General features: G+C 66.9%; 19 protein-coding genes and 2 tRNA genes. 5 read left to right on the top strand and 16 right to left on the bottom strand.

The window, feature by feature from the left end; genetic code table 11:
• The first annotated feature begins 188 nt into the window (after positions 1-188).
• Entirely contained in the window at positions 189-908 is a 720-nt protein-coding gene (locus OR37_RS07335) for an energy transducer TonB (protein ID WP_004617652.1), read from the top strand.
• 66 nt (positions 909-974) lie between these two features.
• On the opposite strand, the gene OR37_RS07340 is transcribed toward OR37_RS07335, so the two are convergent.
• Complete coding sequence (locus OR37_RS07340) at positions 975-2,138, bottom strand: acyl-CoA dehydrogenase family protein (protein WP_004617654.1); 1,164 nt, start codon at positions 2,136-2,138, stop codon at positions 975-977.
• Between the two features lie 31 nt (positions 2,139-2,169).
• The gene (locus OR37_RS07345) at positions 2,170-3,183 is read right to left on the bottom strand and encodes an NAD(P)/FAD-dependent oxidoreductase (RefSeq protein WP_004617656.1); all 1,014 of its coding nucleotides are present in this window, start codon (positions 3,181-3,183) and stop codon (positions 2,170-2,172) included.
• 274 nt (positions 3,184-3,457) lie between these two features.
• On the opposite strand from OR37_RS07345, the gene OR37_RS07350 reads away from it, so the two are divergent.
• The 4 genes from OR37_RS07350 (at position 3,458) to OR37_RS07365 (ending at position 7,258) form a co-directional block, all read left to right on the top strand.
• Positions 3,458-3,865, top strand: a complete 408-nt coding sequence (locus OR37_RS07350; RefSeq protein WP_004617658.1) for a helix-turn-helix domain-containing protein — start codon at positions 3,458-3,460, stop codon at positions 3,863-3,865.
• A gap of 334 nt (positions 3,866-4,199) precedes the next feature.
• On the top strand, positions 4,200-4,478 hold the full coding sequence (locus OR37_RS07355) for an HU family DNA-binding protein (protein WP_004617663.1): 279 nt from the start codon (positions 4,200-4,202) through the stop codon (positions 4,476-4,478).
• Between the two features lie 126 nt (positions 4,479-4,604).
• Positions 4,605-5,825 carry a putative DNA modification/repair radical SAM protein gene (locus tag OR37_RS07360; RefSeq protein ID WP_004617665.1) on the top strand — a complete coding sequence of 407 codons (1,221 nt, stop codon included), beginning with the start codon at positions 4,605-4,607 and terminating at the stop codon, positions 5,823-5,825.
• Complete coding sequence (locus tag OR37_RS07365; RefSeq protein WP_004617667.1) at positions 5,825-7,258, top strand: UdgX family uracil-DNA binding protein; 1,434 nt, start codon at positions 5,825-5,827, stop codon at positions 7,256-7,258. Before OR37_RS07360 ends, OR37_RS07365 begins: the two co-directional genes overlap by 1 nt.
• A gap of 35 nt (positions 7,259-7,293) precedes the next feature.
• Here OR37_RS07365 and OR37_RS07370 read toward each other — a convergent pair whose 3' ends face one another.
• The 14 genes from OR37_RS07370 to OR37_RS07435 all read right to left on the bottom strand — a co-directional run bounded on the left by OR37_RS07370 (position 7,294) and on the right by OR37_RS07435 (position 16,845).
• Complete coding sequence (locus OR37_RS07370) at positions 7,294-7,833, bottom strand: hemerythrin domain-containing protein (RefSeq protein WP_004617669.1); 540 nt, start codon at positions 7,831-7,833, stop codon at positions 7,294-7,296.
• Between the two features lie 82 nt (positions 7,834-7,915).
• Positions 7,916-9,640 carry an ATP-binding protein gene (locus OR37_RS07375; RefSeq protein WP_004617670.1) on the bottom strand — a complete coding sequence of 575 codons (1,725 nt, stop codon included), beginning with the start codon at positions 9,638-9,640 and terminating at the stop codon, positions 7,916-7,918.
• Positions 9,637-10,167 (bottom strand): YfiR family protein, encoded by a 531-nt coding sequence (locus OR37_RS21785; protein ID WP_004617672.1) that lies wholly within the window; start codon positions 10,165-10,167, stop codon positions 9,637-9,639. The genes OR37_RS07375 and OR37_RS21785 overlap by 4 nt, the downstream gene beginning before the upstream one ends.
• A gap of 550 nt (positions 10,168-10,717) precedes the next feature.
• A tRNA-His gene (locus tag OR37_RS07385) sits at positions 10,718-10,794 on the bottom strand.
• A gap of 147 nt (positions 10,795-10,941) precedes the next feature.
• Positions 10,942-11,673: an energy transducer TonB gene (locus OR37_RS07390; RefSeq protein WP_004617674.1), complete on the bottom strand. Its 732-nt coding sequence runs from the start codon at positions 11,671-11,673 to the stop codon at positions 10,942-10,944.
• A 9-nt stretch (positions 11,674-11,682) separates the two neighbouring features.
• Positions 11,683-12,117 carry a biopolymer transporter ExbD gene (locus tag OR37_RS07395; RefSeq protein ID WP_004617676.1) on the bottom strand — a complete coding sequence of 145 codons (435 nt, stop codon included), beginning with the start codon at positions 12,115-12,117 and terminating at the stop codon, positions 11,683-11,685.
• 5 nt (positions 12,118-12,122) lie between these two features.
• Positions 12,123-13,031, bottom strand: a complete 909-nt coding sequence (locus OR37_RS07400; protein WP_004617677.1) for a MotA/TolQ/ExbB proton channel family protein — start codon at positions 13,029-13,031, stop codon at positions 12,123-12,125.
• A gap of 574 nt (positions 13,032-13,605) precedes the next feature.
• Positions 13,606-13,681: transfer RNA gene (locus OR37_RS07405), tRNA-Phe, on the bottom strand.
• A gap of 100 nt (positions 13,682-13,781) precedes the next feature.
• Entirely contained in the window at positions 13,782-13,955 is a 174-nt protein-coding gene (locus OR37_RS07410) for a DNA gyrase inhibitor YacG (protein ID WP_004617680.1), read from the bottom strand.
• Positions 13,952-14,998 (bottom strand): ribonuclease E/G, encoded by a 1,047-nt coding sequence (locus tag OR37_RS07415; protein ID WP_004617683.1) that lies wholly within the window; start codon positions 14,996-14,998, stop codon positions 13,952-13,954. Before OR37_RS07415 ends, OR37_RS07410 begins: the two co-directional genes overlap by 4 nt.
• The gene (locus OR37_RS07420) at positions 14,995-15,579 is read right to left on the bottom strand and encodes a Maf family protein (protein WP_004617685.1); all 585 of its coding nucleotides are present in this window, start codon (positions 15,577-15,579) and stop codon (positions 14,995-14,997) included. The genes OR37_RS07415 and OR37_RS07420 overlap by 4 nt, the downstream gene beginning before the upstream one ends.
• Positions 15,580-15,585: 6 nt before the next feature.
• A complete protein-coding gene (gene infA, locus OR37_RS07425) occupies positions 15,586-15,804 on the bottom strand; it encodes a translation initiation factor IF-1 (RefSeq protein WP_004617696.1) in 219 nt (72 codons plus the stop codon).
• 98 nt (positions 15,805-15,902) lie between these two features.
• The gene (locus OR37_RS07430; protein ID WP_004617698.1) at positions 15,903-16,361 is read right to left on the bottom strand and encodes an arsenate-mycothiol transferase ArsC; all 459 of its coding nucleotides are present in this window, start codon (positions 16,359-16,361) and stop codon (positions 15,903-15,905) included.
• Positions 16,362-16,365: 4 nt separating this feature from the next.
• Positions 16,366-16,845, bottom strand: a complete 480-nt coding sequence (locus OR37_RS07435; RefSeq protein WP_004617700.1) for a UPF0262 family protein — start codon at positions 16,843-16,845, stop codon at positions 16,366-16,368.

Here is a 16,845-nt window from a genome sequence, read left to right on the forward strand (position 1 = left end):
AGGAGTCGGCGATCATGGTTAATCGCCGATTAACCACGTTTCCAAAACCGCGTCGCCGCGCGCCTTGCCGCACTCATTCTTACAAGCGTAAGACAAATCGCCTTCCAGATTACGATTGTCAATTTACAGGGCGCCGCCCCCGTGCTGATCTTATCCTACGACTGTAAATTCCACCAAGGATGGTCGACATGGCCCTGGCCCTAAACCCCAATGGCTCCGGCATTCCCGGCCTGGACGCTCCACCCCGCAAAGCCTCTCGAATACTGGCGGTGGGCCTCGCCGTCTCGGTCGCGGCGCACCTCGGCCTGATCGGCTATCTGGCCTATCAGAAATGGATCGAGCCGCTGCCGACCATGGTCGATGACAAGCCCATCGTCGTCGATACGGTTCCGCTGGAGCGCAAACCGCCGCCCCCGCCGCCGCCCATCGACAAGCCGCCTCCGCCCACGGCTGGGCCGAAGCTTCACGCCCCCATCCTGACGACCGTCGACACGCCGCCGCCCCTGCCGGCCGACCCCAGGATCGTTCAGGATGGGCCTCCGACCACGGGTCCGATCGCCTCGCTGACCTCGCCCCCCGGTCCGGCCCCGACGCCTCAGCCGCCCCCGAAGGTGATCACCCGCGCCAATTGGTTGAAGCTGCCCTCGGCCGAAGACATGGCGCGCTACTATCCCGACAGCGCGCAGCGACGCGGCGTCTCGGGCGCGGCGACCCTGAACTGCGTGGTGGCGGTGAACGGAACGGTCCGCGACTGCGCGGTGGTGTCGGAAACACCCGCCGAGGAAGGCTTCGGCAAGGCGGCGCTGAAGGTCTCGCGCTTCTTTCGCATGAAGCCACAGATGGAAAACGGAGAGGCGGTCGACGGGGCCACCGTCGTCATCCCGATCCGGTTCAACGCGGGCGCTTGAGCCCATCCTCCAGCGTTGAAACGGCGGCCGGGTCGCTCTTTCCGAGCCCCGGCCATTCCGCCCTAACTAGTAGCTCTTGGGCAGGCCCAGAACGCGCTCGGCGATGAAGTTCAGGATCATCTCCCGGCTGACGGGCGCGATGCGGGCGATCATCGCCTCGCGGAAGTAGCGCTCGACGTCGTACTCCTTGGCGTAGCCCATGCCGCCATGCGCCAGCACGGACGCCTCGCACGCATGGAAGCCCGCCTCGGCGCCCAGGTACTTGGCGGCGTTGGCCTCGGCGCCGCACTCCTTGCCCGCGTCGTAGAGCGCGGCCGCCTTGAAGGCCAGGAGGTTGGCGGCTTCCAGCTCGGCCCAGGACTTGGCCAGCGGATGGGCCACGCCCTGGTTCTGGCCGATCGGTCGACCGAACACGACGCGTTCATTCGCGTAGGTCGCGGCCTTGGCCAGGGCGGCGCGGCCCAGGCCCACGGCCTCGGCGGCGAACAGCACCCGCTCGGGATTGAGGCCATGCAGAAGGTACTGGAAGCCCTTGCCCTCCTCGCCGACGAGATCCTGGGCCGGAACGAACAGGTCCTCGATGAAGAGCATGTTACATTCGACGGCCTTGCGGCCCATCTTCGGGATCGGCTTGGCCTCGATCTTCTCGCGGTCGGTGTAGAACAACGACAGGCCCTGGGTCGGCTTGGCGCACTGATCCTTGGGCGTGGTCCGGGCGATGATCAGGATCTTGTTGGCGCGCTGAGCGCCGGTGGTCCAGATCTTCCGGCCGTTGAGCCGATAGCCGCCGTCGACCTTCTCGGCCCGCGTCTCCAGACTGGAGGTGTCCAGGCCCGAGTTCGGCTCGGTGACGGCGAAGCACATCTTGTCCTCGCCCGAGATGATCCGGGGCAGCAGGCGCTCGCGCTGTTCGTCCGATCCGAACTTCACCAGCGGCATGGGACCAAAGATGTTGAGGTGGATGGCCGAGGCGCCGGAGAAGCCCGCGCCCGACTGGGCCACGGTCTGCATCATCACGGCGGCCTCGGTCAGACCCAGGCCAGCGCCGCCGACGTTCTCGGGCATCGCCACGCCCAGCCAGCCGCCCTCGGCGATGGCGGCGACGAAGTCCTCGGGAAACTGGCCCGTCTCGTCGGTGCGGCGCCAATATTCGTCGTCGAAGGCGGCGCAAACCTTAGCCACCCCCTCGCGAATGGCTTCCTGCTCGTCGGTCAACCAGAATCCGGACATCCGGCCGTACTCCCCTGCGCGCTTTGCTTCTTTAGGTCTCGGGCTCCTCGAAGCGGCGCGCGTCCATCGCGACGGCGTCGGGACCCGGGTTGTCCCCCGTCACATACGCCGCGACCATGTTGGCCACAAGCGGGGCCAGCAGCCAGCCGTTCCGGCGCGCGCCGACCGCCAGGATCACGCCGGGCGAACGGCTCCACCCGACCAGGGGCAGGCCGTCGGGCGTGGTGACCCGCACCCCGACCTCGACCTGCGCCGCGTCCAGATCCAGGGCCGGCCGCAGCGCCCAGGCCGCCGCCCGCAGGCCTTGGGTCGCAGAAGCGTCGGGCGAGAGATCGTCGCGGCCGACCTCCATCGTGGCGCCGATGGCCACGCGTTCGCCGGGAGCCAGATAGACGCCCTCGCCCCGCACCACCTCCACGGCCTCATCCACGGGCGTCGCGCGCAAAATCTGACCCTTGATCGGCGCCAAGATCGCGGTTTCCGGCGCCAGCCGTCCGTCGCGCGCCCCCGGCCCGGTGGCCAGCACAAGGATGTCGAACACCTCGGCGCCACCGTCGGCGCGCCGCAACTCGCCGGGCGCGAAGGCCTCGACGGCCACGGCCTCGAACCGACCGCCCGCCGCCAGGATCGCGTCGCGGAGGCGCGCCAGGGCAGGACGGGCCTCGATCCGCCAGTCCTCGGAGATCGTCTCCTGGTCCGGAAGGCCAAGCGTCGTGAGGCGCTCGGCGATACGAGCGCGCCAAGTCTCCGCGCCCTCCAGCCGCACGCCCGTCCGCGCGAGTTCGACGCCCAGATCCTCCGCGAAGTCCGGCCAGAGATCGCGCGCCCGTCGCATCAGGGCCAGATGCGCGCTCGACAGCGGGTCGAACAGCGCCTCGCTGACCGGCGCCAGCATGCCGGCCGCGACGCCCGATGCATTGTCGCCGGGCGCGGCGGGTTCGAACACCGTCACCGCGAACCCCATGCGCGCCAGGCGCAAAGCGGTCGCCAATCCCAACGCCCCGGCTCCCGCCACGGCGATACGCGCGCCAGATACTGTTTTCATGCCCGGCAAACACCTTCCGAGAACGTCGACGTCAAGTCCGCACGGATGCTGATGTCGAAAAGCTTAGGTTGAATCCAAGTCTCGAAACGGCCACAAAAGGTAAAAATATTCTCGCCATCAGCGAGCTTAAGCAATTATACGACCCATAAGCGCGACACTTCGGCGCGAAGACCCCTTTCCGAGCACACACACACGTGACGACGCAGCCAAGCTCGGTCTATACCCGTTAAGACTCGCATGAGCCGCTACGCGGCGTTAGAGGGATACAAGGCGGATGAACGAACGACCTGCAGCCGATCAGGCCCACCCCGTTGACCTCTATGTGGGCGCTCGGTTGAGAATTCGCCGCAAGATGATGGGGCTCAGCCAGACTCAAGTGGCCGACGCCCTTGGCATCACCTTTCAGCAGATCCAGAAATACGAGCGCGGCGCCAACCGCATCAGCGCCAGTAAGCTGTACGACGCCGCCAAGCTTCTGCAAGCTCCGGTGTCTTACTTCTTCGAAGGGCTGGACGAGACCGACGGCGGGCTGGACGACGGGTTCGCCCAGCGCATGACCGAGTTCGTCTCCACGCCGGAAGGTCTGGAACTGGCGGGTCTGTTTCCGCGCTTGGCCGATCGCCGCCTGCGTCGTCGGGTCGTCGACCTCGTGCGCGCCATGGTGGATGACGAAGCGCCTTAAGACCCCTTCCTTCTGGCGAGGCTTTTCAGGCCCGCGGCGATCCCGCCGCGGGCCTTTTGCTTGGACGCTTGGGGACCCGCCGGACGCGCCGTCCAACCTCTACGGGCCGAAGAATCGTTCCTCGAGCGGGGTCGTCAAAACGCGCCTCGCGAGAGCGCCATTAGGGCCTCCACCCCAAGCTTGACCATTCCAAGGGCCGTGAATTTGTAAAAAACCCCGTTCCACGGGCGTTTTGTCCCCGTGAATCGGCTTTTTAACCTTTCCTAACGGGTGACAAACGCGATTGGCCTCGGCAGGCTCGCAATTCCCTGATTCACAGGAATGAGCTGAGAAGATGAACGTTTCCGATCTGGTCGACGCCGCCGTCGCCGCCGACGACAAGCTGACCAAGACCCAAGCCAAGGCCATCATCGACGGCGTCTTCAAGTCGATCTCCGACGCCGCCGTGAAGGGCGATGAAGTCTCGATCCCCGGCTTCGGCAAGTTCAAGGTCCAGGCCAAGCCGGCTCGCACCGGCCGCAACCCGGCCACGGGCGCGACCATCGAAATCGCCGCCAGCAAGAAGGTCGCCTTCACGCCGGCCAAGCAACTGAAGGACGCCGTCAACGGCTAAGCCTTTGGCGGGAAGCGGCGCGCGAGCGGCCGCTTCCCGACGCTTTCCGTCACGCGCGACGCTTTTTTAGAAAATCGTCGCGCGTGAGGACTTTAAAGAACAAAACAAGAACGATACCATTCCCCAATGGCCGTTCTCGATCTCCGGCGCAAGCTCGCCATTCTCTCCGACGCCGCCAAGTACGATGCGTCCTGCGCCTCCTCCGGCGCGGAAAAACGCAATTCAATCGGCGGTCGCGGCATAGGTTCGACCGAAGGCATGGGCATATGCCACGCCTATGCGCCCGACGGTCGTTGCATCAGCCTGCTGAAGATCCTGCTGACCAACTTCTGCATCTACGACTGCGCCTACTGCATCAACCGCGTGTCCTCGAACACGCCCAGGGCCCGCTTCAGCGTCAAGGAAGTCGTCGACCTGACCCTGAGCTTCTACAAGCGCAACTATATCGAAGGCCTATTCCTATCGTCGGGCGTCATCCGCACCGGCGACTACACGATGGAAGAGATGGTCAGGGTCGCCAAGGCGCTGCGGCTCGATCACGACTTCCGGGGCTATATCCACCTGAAGCTTATCCCCGAAGCCTCGCCGGAGCTGACCGCCCAGGCTGGCCTCTACGCCGATCGGGTGTCGATCAATATCGAGCTGCCGCGCGACGACAGCCTGAAGGCGCTCGCGCCCGAAAAGGACCCGACCGACATCAAGCGGGCCATGGGCCGCATGCGGCTGGCGATAGACGAGCACGCCGAACCCGCGCGGAAAGCTGGCCGGCGGACCTTCGCCCGCGGGCAGTCGACCCAGTTGATCGTCGGCGCCGACAGCGCCAGGGATGGCGACATCCTGGCCCGCAGCGCCAATCTGTATGGCGCGTATCGCCTCGGGCGCGTTTTCTACTCCGCCTTCAGCCCTATCCCCGACTCCAGCCAACGCCTGCCGTCGATGCGACCGCCGCTGCTGCGTGAGCATCGCCTGTACCAGGCGGACTGGCTGATGCGGTTCTACGGCTTCACCCAGCCCGAGATCATCGCCGAGGGCGAGGACCTGGACCTGGCCGTCGACCCCAAGACCAGTTGGGCGTTGAGGCATCGCGGGCGCTTTCCGGTCGACGTCCATACCGCCGACAAGGAAATGCTGCTGCGCGTGCCAGGCCTGGGCGCCAAGACCGTCGAGCGCATCCTGGCGGCGCGGCGGATGACGCGCCTAACCCTGGACGACCTGAAACGCGTCGGCGCCGTCCTTAAACGCGCCAAGGCGTTCCTGATCACCGCCGACTGGACGCCCGGCGCCCTGGTCGACCAGGAGAGCCTGAAGGCGAGGTTCGTCCAGCCTCGGCAGTTGAGTCTCTTTTGATGCGCGTGGCGCGGCTGGCCTCCGAGATCGACTTCGCCGGCTGGCGGTCGGCGGCCCGGTCGCTGCGGGCGGAGGGCGTGGAGCCAAGGGCGGTGGTATGGACGGTCGAACGGGAGCTGTTCGACCAGGAACCGGCCGACGCCGCGCGCCAGACGCCCGGCTTCACCGTTCCTGCGGCGTTCGTCGGGCTGGCGGAACAGGTCATCTTGAACCGCGCGCCGGACCGCCTGGCGCTGCTCTACCGCATTCTGTGGCGGCTGGAGCATGAGCCGCGACTGATCGACAATCCCGCCGACCCCGACATGACTCGCGCGCGCGACATGGCCAAGGCCGTCAGTCGCGCCGCCCACAAGATGAAGGCCTTTATCCGTTTTCGACGCCTGGAGGACGCTAAGACCGAGTCCTACGCGGCCTGGTTCCAGCCCGCTCATCGCGTGACCGAGGCGGTCGCGCCGTTTTTCGCGCGACGCTTCACCAATATGGACTGGACGATTCTGACGCCGGACGCCTGCGTGGCCTGGGACCGCGAAAGGCTGACGGTCTCCGAGGGCGTGGATCCCGCCGACGCGCCCAGCGAAGACGCCCAGGAAGACCTCTGGCGCACCTATTACGCCTCGATCTTCAACCCCGCGCGCCTGAACCCAAAACAGATGCGTCAGGAGATGCCGAAACGTTATTGGCGGAACTTGCCCGAGGCGGCCCTCATTCCACACATGATCGAAACCGCCCAGGAGCGCGCCTCGGCCATGGTCGCATCGACGCCGCGCCAACCGTCCGAACGGGTGCTGAAAGCGGCCCTGCGCCACGCGCGGGACGCTTCCTATGAGGGCGCCATCCCGAAGCGCTTGAGCGAGGTCGCGGCGGGCGTGAATCTCTGCCGCCGGTGTGAGCTTTGGCGCGACGCGACCCAAGGCGTGCCCGGCGAAGGCGCGGAGCACGCGCCGCTGATGTTCGTTGGCGAGCAGCCGGGCGACCAAGAGGATCTTTCGGGACACCCTTTCGTCGGCCCAGCGGGGCGTATGTTCGACAAGGCGCTGGCCGAAGCGGGCGTGCCGCGCGATCGGACGTTCGTCACCAACGCCGTGAAACACTTCAAGCATGAGCTTCGCGGGAAGCGGCGGCTGCACAAAACGCCGGATCGGGGCGAGGTCATGTCCTGCCGCTGGTGGCTGGACGCCGAACGCCGCCTCTTGCGTCCGCGCGTCGTGGTGATGCTGGGCGCGACCGCCGCCTTGGGCGTGATCGGCGAACCGACGCCCATCGCGGCCAATCGCGGCAAGCCGCTCCGCCTATCCGATCGGGAGCAGGGCCTGGTGACGTATCACCCTTCGTTCCTGCTGCGTCTGCCGGATGAGACCAAGAAGGCCCAAGCCTATGCCGCGTTCGTTGCGGACCTGAGGCAAGCGGGGCGGCTGGCGGGGATCGTCACATAGCGGACCTCCCCCGCGCCGCGGGGGAGGTCCAGCCGTCAGTGAGCGGCCTTGCCGGCCATCTGGGTCATCAGTTCTTCCTTGCGAGCCTTGAGGCGTTCGCCCATGGCCTCCAGGTCTTCGTCGCCCTTCTTGGCCTGGGCGAAGAAGCCGCCGGGCTGCTCCTCTTCCTTGACGTGGTGCTTGATGTACTCGCCCAGCACCTTGACCTTGGCGTCATAGAATTCCTGTCCAGGCTTCATCGCCTCGATCTCGGCGATCAGCTTCTTGGCCCCATCGTGTTCGACATAGGCCTCGTCGATCAGGTCGTCCTCGACCTCGCCCCGGCTTTCCGGATAGAGGATCTCTTCCTCGATCCGCGTATGGACCTTCAGCGCCAGAGCGATCTTGTCGAAAAGCGCCTGCTTTTCGCTGTCGCTTTCCAGCTGCTCGTACTCGTCGAACATCTTTTCCACCTCGCGGTGGTCCTGCTTGAGCAGGCGGATGGCCAGTGGATCGCGCGTGCCCGTGCGGCGGGTCGCCTTGCGCGGCTTGGCGGACTTGGATTTCGCGGACGAACTCTTGGCGGCGGCGGCCATGAACATGCTCCCTCGGTAACCCCGACCGCCAAGCAACACGCGGGGCGCGCGTCGCGTTCCAGAGTCGGGTCGCCGACGGGATCTAGGCGGGCCGTCCGCCTCCGGAGAGCACCGCCTCCAGCTCGCTGGCCAGGGCCTCGATGCGATAGGGCTTGACCAGCACCCGCCGCCCCTCGCCAGACGCCGCCGTCGCCGCGGCGCTGTAGCCCGTGGTCAGGATCACCGGCAGGCGCGGCCACCGACGCTGGATCTCCCGCGCCAGATCCAGGCCGCCGATGTCGCCGGGCATCACCATGTCGCTGAACACCAAGTCGAAGATCTCGCCCGCTCCCAGCAGGTCCAGCGCCGGCGCGGCGGCGGCGACGCGCCGCGTCTCGTAACCCAGCTCCTGCAGCATCTCCTCGACCAGATGGGCGACATTGTCGTCGTCCTCGACCAGCAGAATGCGCTGACGCCCCTCGGGATTGGCCCTGACCGGCGGGGCTGGGGCCGGTTCGGCCGGCGCGGCCTTGGTCGAGCGCGGGATGCGCAACCAGATGGTGGTGCCTTGACCCAGGACGCTGTCCACCCCCGCCTCGCCGCCCGAGGCGCGCGCGAAGCCATAGACCTGCGACAGGCCGAGCCCCGTGCCCTTGCCGACCTCCTTGGTGGTGAAGAACGGCTCGAACAGCCGGCTCAACATTTCCGGGGCCACGCCAACCCCGGTGTCGCGGATCGACAGGCGCACCATGTCTCCGACGCCGTCCGGCCGCCCCGAGGGCTCGTTGCGCCCCTCGATCGTGATCGCGCCGCCGTCCGGCATGGCGTCGCGGGCGTTGATGGCGATGTTGAGCACCGCCACCTCCAGCTGGGACGCATCCACCTCGATCCGCCAAAGATCGGGCGCCAGCTTGACCTCAACCGTGACGTTCTCGCGCAAGGAGCGATCCAGGAGCGCGTGCATCCCGGCCAAGCGGCGGCCGATATCGACCACCTCCGGCTTCAGGGGGCTGCGGCGCGAGAAAGCCAGCAACTGCTGCGTCAGGCTGGCGCCTCTGTCGATGGCTTGGCGAATGCCTTGGCGCAGCCGTTCGCGGCGCGCGGGATCGGTCGTGCGGTCCATCAGGTCCAGCCCGCTGGAGGCCACCATCAGGAGATTGTTGAAGTCGTGGGCGACGCCGCCGGTCAGCTGGCCCATGGCTTCCATCTTCTGCGATTGACGCAACGCCTCCTCGGCCTTCTCCCGCTCGCGGATCTCGGCCCGCAGCTTGCGGAAGGCCTCGGCCTCGCGCGCATTGGCCGCGCCGAGGACCGCCACCAGCAGGGCGGCCATGATGATCAGCAGGGCGAAGCCCGCGTAGCGCATCGCCCGCCGAGCGGGCGACTCCAGCACCGTGCGCAGATAGACCGAACCCAGCACCGTCTCGCCCTCGGTCACCGGATAGGTGACGACCAGCCGGGCGCCCTCCACACGCGGCGGGCCGACGGTGTTGGCGGTCGGCAGAGCCTCCCCGCCGCGTAGGAAGCTCGCCGCCAGACGCCCCCGCATGTCGTAGGCGGCGACAGCCTCCACGTCGGGATTGGAGCTGAGGGCGTCGACATATTCGCGGGCGGCGGCGCGGTCGTCGAACGCTAGCGGCGCGGCGACGCTGCCGGCCAGGATGTGGACCTGCACGGCCGCCTGCCGGACCCGATCCCGCTCGCTCAGACGCTCGTTGTACAACGCCATGACGAAGGCCGCGAGGACGATGGCGATGGCCAGACCGACGGCCATCGAGACGGTCAGGACCGGACGCGGGCCGCGCGGCTTTTGGCCCTTCCCGATCATCGCCCGTCTCCTTTCGTCGTCGCCGAAAGGGCCTCTAGCTTCGAGCTCACGGCGAGACCGCTGACCTGGGCCACGGCGGAGCGGATCTCGAAGCGGACATGCCCGTCGATGAGGACGAATTGGATCATCGCGCGCTTGGTCGGGAAGCGGTCATCGGCGACGGTCAGCACGGGCTGGCCGTCCACCGCCGCCAGCATCCGCCGGGGCGACTGCAGGCGCGAGCGGCCCAGGAACAGAAGATGGCAGGGCGCCCCTCGGTCCACCGTCTTCAGGCGAATGACGATGACCGGATGGTCGCCCACCTTATGATCGCGCACCGCCTCATCGACCACCGGGCCGAACGGATCCTGTCCGGCGACGCAGAGCTTGAATGGCCCGACCGGCCCGTCGAAGGCCGTCGTCGGCCATTCGACGAACGGCGTGAACTTGTAGAGGTAGTCGGCCTTGATGGCGTATTCCAGCGAGGGATCGCCCGCCCAGGCTGGGCGGACCAGCGCCGCGCCTAGGGCTAGGCCCGCCGCCGCCACGGCCAGACCACGCCTCGCGGCGTCAAGACACGTCCCTGCCATGCGGGAGTGTTTGTCCGGCGCGCGGGCGGCGTCGCGGCTAGAAGGGGCGATGCTCGAAGCGCCGCGGGGTCCAGCCTTGACCGCGCGCGCCCTGTCCGCTCGCATCGAGACGGCCGGCGACCGCCCGCCGCGCGCCGGTGGATGTGCGATCCTGGCTCCCAGACCCTTCACAAGACCTTCCAGACCGTTTCCCCCAAACAAGGGCAGGAAGCCGACGGCGATCGACTCGATACCGCGCCAACCTTGATAGACGTCACAATAGGCCGAAACTGAGACCAAGGCCTGGCTTGACGGCTCCAGTCGCGCTTCGTTCGCGCGGACGACCACCACATCTCGGCTAGCGCGATTGTCATCCAGCGCATGGACTTCGCCCTCCGCGATCCCGGAAGGCCCAGGGTGGCCGCTCAATCCGGTCGCGTCCACCTTTCCGTCGCTTTTCCGGCCTGGCCAAGACCCGAGCCAAAAAGCAAAAAGCCCGGGCGAACCCGGGCTTTTCAAGGACTTGCGATGGTACCAGCTCTCGGGCTCGAACCGAGGACCTCTAGATCCACAATCTAGCGCTCTAACCAACTGAGCTAAGCCGGCTCATCGCGAGGCGTCGTCTTTAGTCGGATCAGCCCTCGGGATCAAGCGCCGATGCGGACGATTTTCGCCCGAAGGCCGCGTCTCCACAAGAAAAACGCCCCGGAGCGAACTCCGGGGCGTTTCCGAGCTTTCGCCTGGAACCAGGACCTATTGCGGGACCTGGAACACCAGCGGGATCGTCACCTGACCACCGTCGACGGGCGCGCCGTCGAGGGTCTTCGGCTTCATCCGGAACAGGCGGGCCAGCTTGATCGCCGCGTCACCAAAGCCCATGTCGGCCGGGGTTTCGCTAACAATCGAACAGCCTTCCAGCGTGCCCTTGGCCGTGACCGAGCACGACAGGGTCGCCTTGCCGCTGACTTCCATCCGCTGAGCGCGGTCGGGGAAGTAGCGAGCCATGTCTTCCGCGCTGGGCTTACGGGCCCAGTCCGGACGGGTGATGACCGAGGCGCGAGCCGGCGGATTCGTCGGCACCGGCGGAGCCTGCGAGATCACCGGCGGAGCCGTCGTTTCCACGCGCTTTTCAACGGGCGGGATCGGCAGCGGCGGCGGCGGCGTCACATCCGGGGGCGGAGCCACCGGAGGACGGGGCTGCACCACGGCCGGAGGCGGCGGCGGTTCGTTGGTCGGCGGCGGCGGCGGCGGAGGCGGCGGCGGCGGCGGGGGAGGCGGAGGCAGCTCCACCTTCACCGCGTCGTCCGAGTACTCCTGGAACACCGCTTCGAACTTCTGCTTCGCGAGGTAAGCGAAGAGCAGTCCGTGCAGACCCAGCACCACGAGGAGGGCGATGCCGAACGGCCCCATGCCCTTTTTGCGACGCGGACCTTCCGAAGTGAGCGGATCGTAGTGGCGATGCTCGGGCGTTTGTTGTTCAGCCATGCATCACCCCTACTGGTTAGCATCCCGTCCAACGAGAGCCACGCTATAGAAGCCGTTATCCTGGAGGGTGTTCATCACCTCCATGAAAGCCCCATAGCGAACCTTTTCGTCGGCCCGGATGAAAACGCGCTCGTGAGCCGGGTCACGCTTGCCAATGTTCTTGGCAAGGTCCTGACCCATCTCGTCGACCGTGGTCGGAAAATCCCCAATGAAGATCTGACCCGACTGCTTGATCGAGATGTAAATCGGCTTCGGCGGGTTGGGAGTTGCTTTCGCCACCGCCGGCGGCAGGTTCACCTCGACCGACACGGAGGCCAGCGGAGCGGCCACCATGAAGATGATCAGGAGCACCAGCATGACGTCCACGAAGGGCGTGACGTTGATGTCGCTGTTCTGTTCGACGTTGAACCTGTCGCCCCCACCGCCTGAGAGTTTGGCGGCCATGGGTGTTACGCCCCCTTGTCGAGCTGACGCGAGATGGCGTTCATCAGTTCAGCGACGAAACCTTCCGAGCGGGTGCCGTAACCCGAGATGCGGGTCTGGAAGTAGTTGTAGAAGATAACGGCCGGGATAGCGGCGAAGAGGCCGATACCGGTGGCGAGCAGGGCTTCAGCGATACCCGGCGCCACGACGGCGAGGTTGGTCGTGTTGGTGTTCGCGATGCCGATGAACGACGTCATGATGCCGTAAACCGTACCGAACAGACCGATGAACGGACCGGCCGAACCGACCGAGGCCAGGAACACCATGCCGCCCGACAGACGCTTGGCCAGCGAGGACTGGACAGCGTTGATGGCGTAGGTGGCGCGAGCCAGCGTCGAGTCGCGGTGCTCGCCGGCGACGGCCAGACCCGCTTGACGCGACAGTTCGACTTCCTGCGAGGCGGCGGCGGCCATGTCGGCCATCGGGTTGCCTTCGAATTCTTCCGACGAGCTGATGCGCGCGATGTCGGCGATCGAGCGAGCGCCGCGGAAGGCTTCCAGGAACTTGTCCGATTGCTTGTTCAGACCGGCGAACTCGAAAATCTTGGTGAGCAGCAGGACCCACGAGAAGACGGACGAGAGCAGCAGGCCGATCATGACGACCTTAACGACGGCGCCGGCGGCGAGGAACATGCCGACCGGGGTCAGCGAGCCGCCCTTCTTGCCGCCTTCGGCGGCGGCGACGTCGGCCGGCGGGGCTTCCGGAGCCGGAGCCGCGGCGGCCGGAGCGGCGGCGGCGTCGGCCGGCTTGGCGGCGGCGTCAGCGGCGGCCGGAGCGGCGGGCTTGGCGTCCTGAGCGAACGCCGGGGCGCTCGCCATCAGCGCCACGGCGCCGATGAGAGCGATGAGGGGGGTCTTCCGTTTAATGTCGAGCATCTGTCGCCAGTTCCTGATTGGTCTAGCACGTTTGGACCGAGGGTCGTCGCGCGAGAGCGTCTCCACCCTAACTCTGAATAGCCCGCCCGGAGATCGATCGCTCTTTCTCCAGCGGACCCGCTTCGCTGCGCTCGACCCGTTACGCCCCTCGCGAGGACTAGGCCTCCAGAAGGATCGTTTCGAAGCGCGTGCGACCGAGGCCCTTTCGGGCTCCGGTCTTACCGCAATGTTAGAATTGCGGCTGTGGTCCTTTGGCAACCCCTTTTCGCACCGTCAAGGGGATCATTTAGGCACAAAATCGTCGTAAAAGGCCCAGCCCCTCGCCGCCTACTGCGCCGCACAAAAGGAAATCCCGGAAATAAGGACGGTTTTTCCCTGGCAACGAGAATTGCGCTGCTGCATCGCAGCATAGCAACAAAACGCCGGTCGATGAAGAAAGGCGCCTGTCCTGGCGGCAGATGGGCCCACGGGCGTCACGGTCAAGTCGCGGGGCGAGCCGGCGCCGACGCCGCCATGGCGAAGCTACGACCAGCAAATGGCCGGGCCCGAACGCGCCATGAACGAGGAAGGAAAGTGGTGCCTGGGGCCGGAATCGAACCAGCGACACGCGGATTTTCAATCCGCTGCTCTACCAACTGAGCTACCCAGGCACTCGGGCTTTACGACGACCAGGGCCGCCTCGGCGGCCTCGCCGTCAAGCGAGGAGCGGCTCTATAGGGGAGGCTGAAAAGGAAGTCCAGCGCCCTTTTGTCATTCCCTGTTGATGTCTCCGGACAGGGGATTTTCGTCGTCGTCCTCGCCGCCTTCGACGACGTAGCGGCCGCTCAGCCAGCGCTGCAGATCCACGTCGGCGCAGCGCTTGGAGCAGAAGGGGCGAAAGGCCGGATCGACCGGCTTGCCGCAAATGGGACAGCCCGTGCTCATGGGACGCGCACCTCCAGGCGATCGGCAGGCCAATCCGATTGGGGCGAGACCGCGAACCTGCGGCCCAGGCGCTCAGCGACGCCGGCGTCCAGCTCGGCCATGAACGCTTCGGCGACGGCCGGCGCGCAACGGGCTTCCAGGCGAGCGCCAGGATCGGCCCTTCCCTCCCGTTCGAGGGCCCGCGCCAGGCGCCGGGCGGCATGTCGGGGATTCGCCGCCCCGGTCGGGGTCAGCAGCCGATCGAGAATCGGCGGCGCGCGGCGCGGCACGATCATCTCCAGCGTTCCGAACTTGCTGATCGCCCCGATTCCCACGCCGGGGTTATCGGGCGCGAACGCGTTGCGCGCGGCGGTCGTCAGGGCCTGGCCGTCGTGGCCGCGTCCGACCAGATCGAAGACGACGATGCCGCCCAGTCCCTTCAGACGCAGAACCCGCGCCGCGACGCTCAGCGCCGCCATGTTGGCCTGCCGGGCCGCTCGCTTCGAATCGGTCGCGTCGCGGCCGCCCAGATCGACGTCGACCGCCGTCAGGGCGCGGGTTTCCTCAACGGCGATATCGCCCCCGCCCGGCAGGCCAAAGACGGTCGCCAGCGCGTCGCTCTCGGCTTCCTCCACGGCCAGAAGCGCCGGCTGGCCCGTCGTTGGCGATCCAGCCTTCACGACCTGTCGCAAACGCTCCTCGACGCTTGGCGCGGCCGCCAGCACGCGCGGCTCGCCCGCCCCCTCCCCGACGAAGCGGGCCACGGCGGCCTTGTCGCGGCGAGAGGCGGTCTTGATCTCGATCTCGACCAGACCCCCCTCGACCAACTTGGGCATGTCGGGCCTGATCGGCAGGATGACGTCCCGCCCGCCCGGAAGGGCCACGAAGGCCGAGGCGAAGGTCTTTTCGACGCTCTTGATCCGCGCCACGCCACGAACGCCCTCGGCGTCCAGGGGATCGTCCGTGGGCCAGGAGACGAACAGGCGCTCGGGGCGGCCGTCCAGGGTCACGACCCCGACCGTCTCGCCGACGCCCTTATGGAGATAAGCCCGGCGCTCGCTCATGGACGATAGCCCAGGCCCGACAGCAGGTTCAGGGTTTCATAGAGCGGCAGGCCCACGACGCTGGGATAGGACCCGTTCAACTCGGTGATGTAGCCGCCCGCGAGACCCTGGACGCCATAGCCGCCGGCCTTGCCCCGCCACTCGCCGCTGGCGACATAGGCGTCCCGCTCGGCGTCGGACAGCCGCTTGAAGCCGACCCTGGTCTCGACCAGGCGCGAGGCCTCGCGGCCGCCGGGCGCGATCAGGGCCACGCCGGTCAGCACCTTGTGGTTTCGGCCGGACAACAGCTTCAGGCAGTAAAGCGCGTCAGCCTCGGTTTCCGCCTTGGGCAGGATGCGGCGGCCGACCGCCACGACGGTGTCCGCGGCCAGCACATAGTCGTTCGGCGCGCGGGCCGCGACCGCCCGCGCCTTCTCCCGCGCCAGGCGCAAGGCGTGCTTGCGCGGGATCTCGTCGCGCAGGGGCGTCTCGTCGATGTCGGCGGGGTCGACCCGGTCGGGCGTGACGCCGACCTGGGCCAGCAGATCGAGGCGCCGAGGGCTCGCGCTGGCCAGCACCAGCGCCGGCTGGGGAGCCATCATCGGCGATTACTTGAAGCGGTAGGTGATACGGCCCTTGGTCAGGTCGTAGGGGGTCATCTCGACCAGGACCTTGTCGCCGGCCAGCACGCGGATGCGGTTCTTGCGCATCTTGCCGGCGGTGTGCGCGATGATCTCGTGGTCGTTTTCCAGCTTCACGCGGAACGTGGCGTTCGGCAGCAATTCGCTGACCGTGCCGGGAAACTCGAGCAGTTCTTCCTTAGCCATCAGGCCTCTCAGTAGGGACGAATCACGTAGCCGCGAGGGTGCGCCCGACGGTCGAGTCGGGACGAGGCCTTCGCGGCGAAGGCGCCTCTATAACGCAATTATCCCCCAAACGTCGATGGCGCCCCGAAACGTCGCCGGATCGCCTCGGCCAGGGCGTCGCGCACCTCTCGATAAGCCTCCAGCCGCGCCTCGCGCGAACCGTTGTTGAGGGTGGGGTCGTGGGTCGGCCAGTATTCGATCTCGACGGCGCGGTCGCGCGACAGCTCGACGGCGCGGTGCTGCGCCTCGGGCGTCAGCGAGATGACGACGTCGAAGCTGTCATCTTCCAGCTCGGCGAAGGTCTTGGGCCTGTGGTCGGAGACGTCGAGGCCCAGCTCGTCCATCACCGCCACGACGAAGGGGTCGATCCCCTCCCCGTCCGGATCCGCCTTCAGACCGCAGGAGTCGACAAACGCCCGCGTGCCGTAGAAGCGCTTGAACAGCCCTTCGGCCATTGGCGAGCGCACGCGATTGTAGTTGCAGGAGAAAAGCACCGCGTCCGGCAGCTGGGCGGCCAAGGGATCAGCCTCGCCAGTGCAGCGCGCAGATCAGGGTGAAGAGGCGGCGGGCGGTGTCCAGATCGGTCTTGACCTTGCCCTCCAGACGCTCGCGCAACAAGGACGAGCCCTCGTTATGCAGACCGCGCCGGCCCATGTCCAAGGCCTCGATCTGCTGCGGCGTCGAGTTGCGGATCGCCGCGTAATAGCTGTCGCAGATCAGGAAGTAATCCTTGATCACGCTTCGGAACGGGGACAGCGACAGCAGATGCCGGCGCGCGTAGCCAGGGCCGGTGATGTCGAAGGCCAGGCGGTTTTCGATCAGCGACAGGCGCACGTCATAGGGACCGCCGCCGGCTTCGGCGGGTTCGAAATAGTTGCCCTCCAGCAGGTCGAAGATCGCGACCTGACGCTCCTGTTCCTGGTCGCGCGAAGCGGCCGCGAGGCTGTCCTCGTCGATCTCGATCGACTTGATGGAATGCTGGGCGCGTTCGTGGGTGGTCAT

The organism is Caulobacter vibrioides OR37, from assembly GCF_000372645.1.
Classification (GTDB): domain Bacteria; phylum Pseudomonadota; class Alphaproteobacteria; order Caulobacterales; family Caulobacteraceae; genus Caulobacter; species Caulobacter vibrioides_E.

Bases quoted from the DNA above. Each gene is read 5' to 3' on its own strand.
- OR37_RS07335 (WP_004617652.1), top strand. From the start codon at position 189: ATGGCCCTGGCCCTAAACCCCAATGGCTCCGGCATTCCCGGCCTGGAC.
- OR37_RS07340 (WP_004617654.1), bottom strand. From the start codon at position 2,138: ATGTCCGGATTCTGGTTGACCGACGAGCAGGAAGCCATTCGCGAGGGG.
- OR37_RS07345 (WP_004617656.1), bottom strand. From the start codon at position 3,183: ATGAAAACAGTATCTGGCGCGCGTATCGCCGTGGCGGGAGCCGGGGCG.
- OR37_RS07350 (WP_004617658.1), top strand. From the start codon at position 3,458: ATGAACGAACGACCTGCAGCCGATCAGGCCCACCCCGTTGACCTCTAT.
- OR37_RS07355 (WP_004617663.1), top strand. From the start codon at position 4,200: ATGAACGTTTCCGATCTGGTCGACGCCGCCGTCGCCGCCGACGACAAG.
- OR37_RS07360 (WP_004617665.1), top strand. From the start codon at position 4,605: ATGGCCGTTCTCGATCTCCGGCGCAAGCTCGCCATTCTCTCCGACGCC.
- OR37_RS07365 (WP_004617667.1), top strand. From the start codon at position 5,825: ATGCGCGTGGCGCGGCTGGCCTCCGAGATCGACTTCGCCGGCTGGCGG.
- OR37_RS07370 (WP_004617669.1), bottom strand. From the start codon at position 7,833: ATGGCCGCCGCCGCCAAGAGTTCGTCCGCGAAATCCAAGTCCGCCAAG.
- OR37_RS07375 (WP_004617670.1), bottom strand. From the start codon at position 9,640: ATGATCGGGAAGGGCCAAAAGCCGCGCGGCCCGCGTCCGGTCCTGACC.
- OR37_RS07390 (WP_004617674.1), bottom strand. From the start codon at position 11,673: ATGGCTGAACAACAAACGCCCGAGCATCGCCACTACGATCCGCTCACT.
- OR37_RS07395 (WP_004617676.1), bottom strand. From the start codon at position 12,117: ATGGCCGCCAAACTCTCAGGCGGTGGGGGCGACAGGTTCAACGTCGAA.
- OR37_RS07400 (WP_004617677.1), bottom strand. From the start codon at position 13,031: ATGCTCGACATTAAACGGAAGACCCCCCTCATCGCTCTCATCGGCGCC.
- OR37_RS07410 (WP_004617680.1), bottom strand. From the start codon at position 13,955: ATGAGCACGGGCTGTCCCATTTGCGGCAAGCCGGTCGATCCGGCCTTT.
- OR37_RS07415 (WP_004617683.1), bottom strand. From the start codon at position 14,998: ATGAGCGAGCGCCGGGCTTATCTCCATAAGGGCGTCGGCGAGACGGTC.
- OR37_RS07420 (WP_004617685.1), bottom strand. From the start codon at position 15,579: ATGATGGCTCCCCAGCCGGCGCTGGTGCTGGCCAGCGCGAGCCCTCGG.
- infA (WP_004617696.1), bottom strand. From the start codon at position 15,804: ATGGCTAAGGAAGAACTGCTCGAGTTTCCCGGCACGGTCAGCGAATTG.
- OR37_RS07435 (WP_004617700.1), bottom strand. From the start codon at position 16,845: ATGACCACCCACGAACGCGCCCAGCATTCCATCAAGTCGATCGAGATC.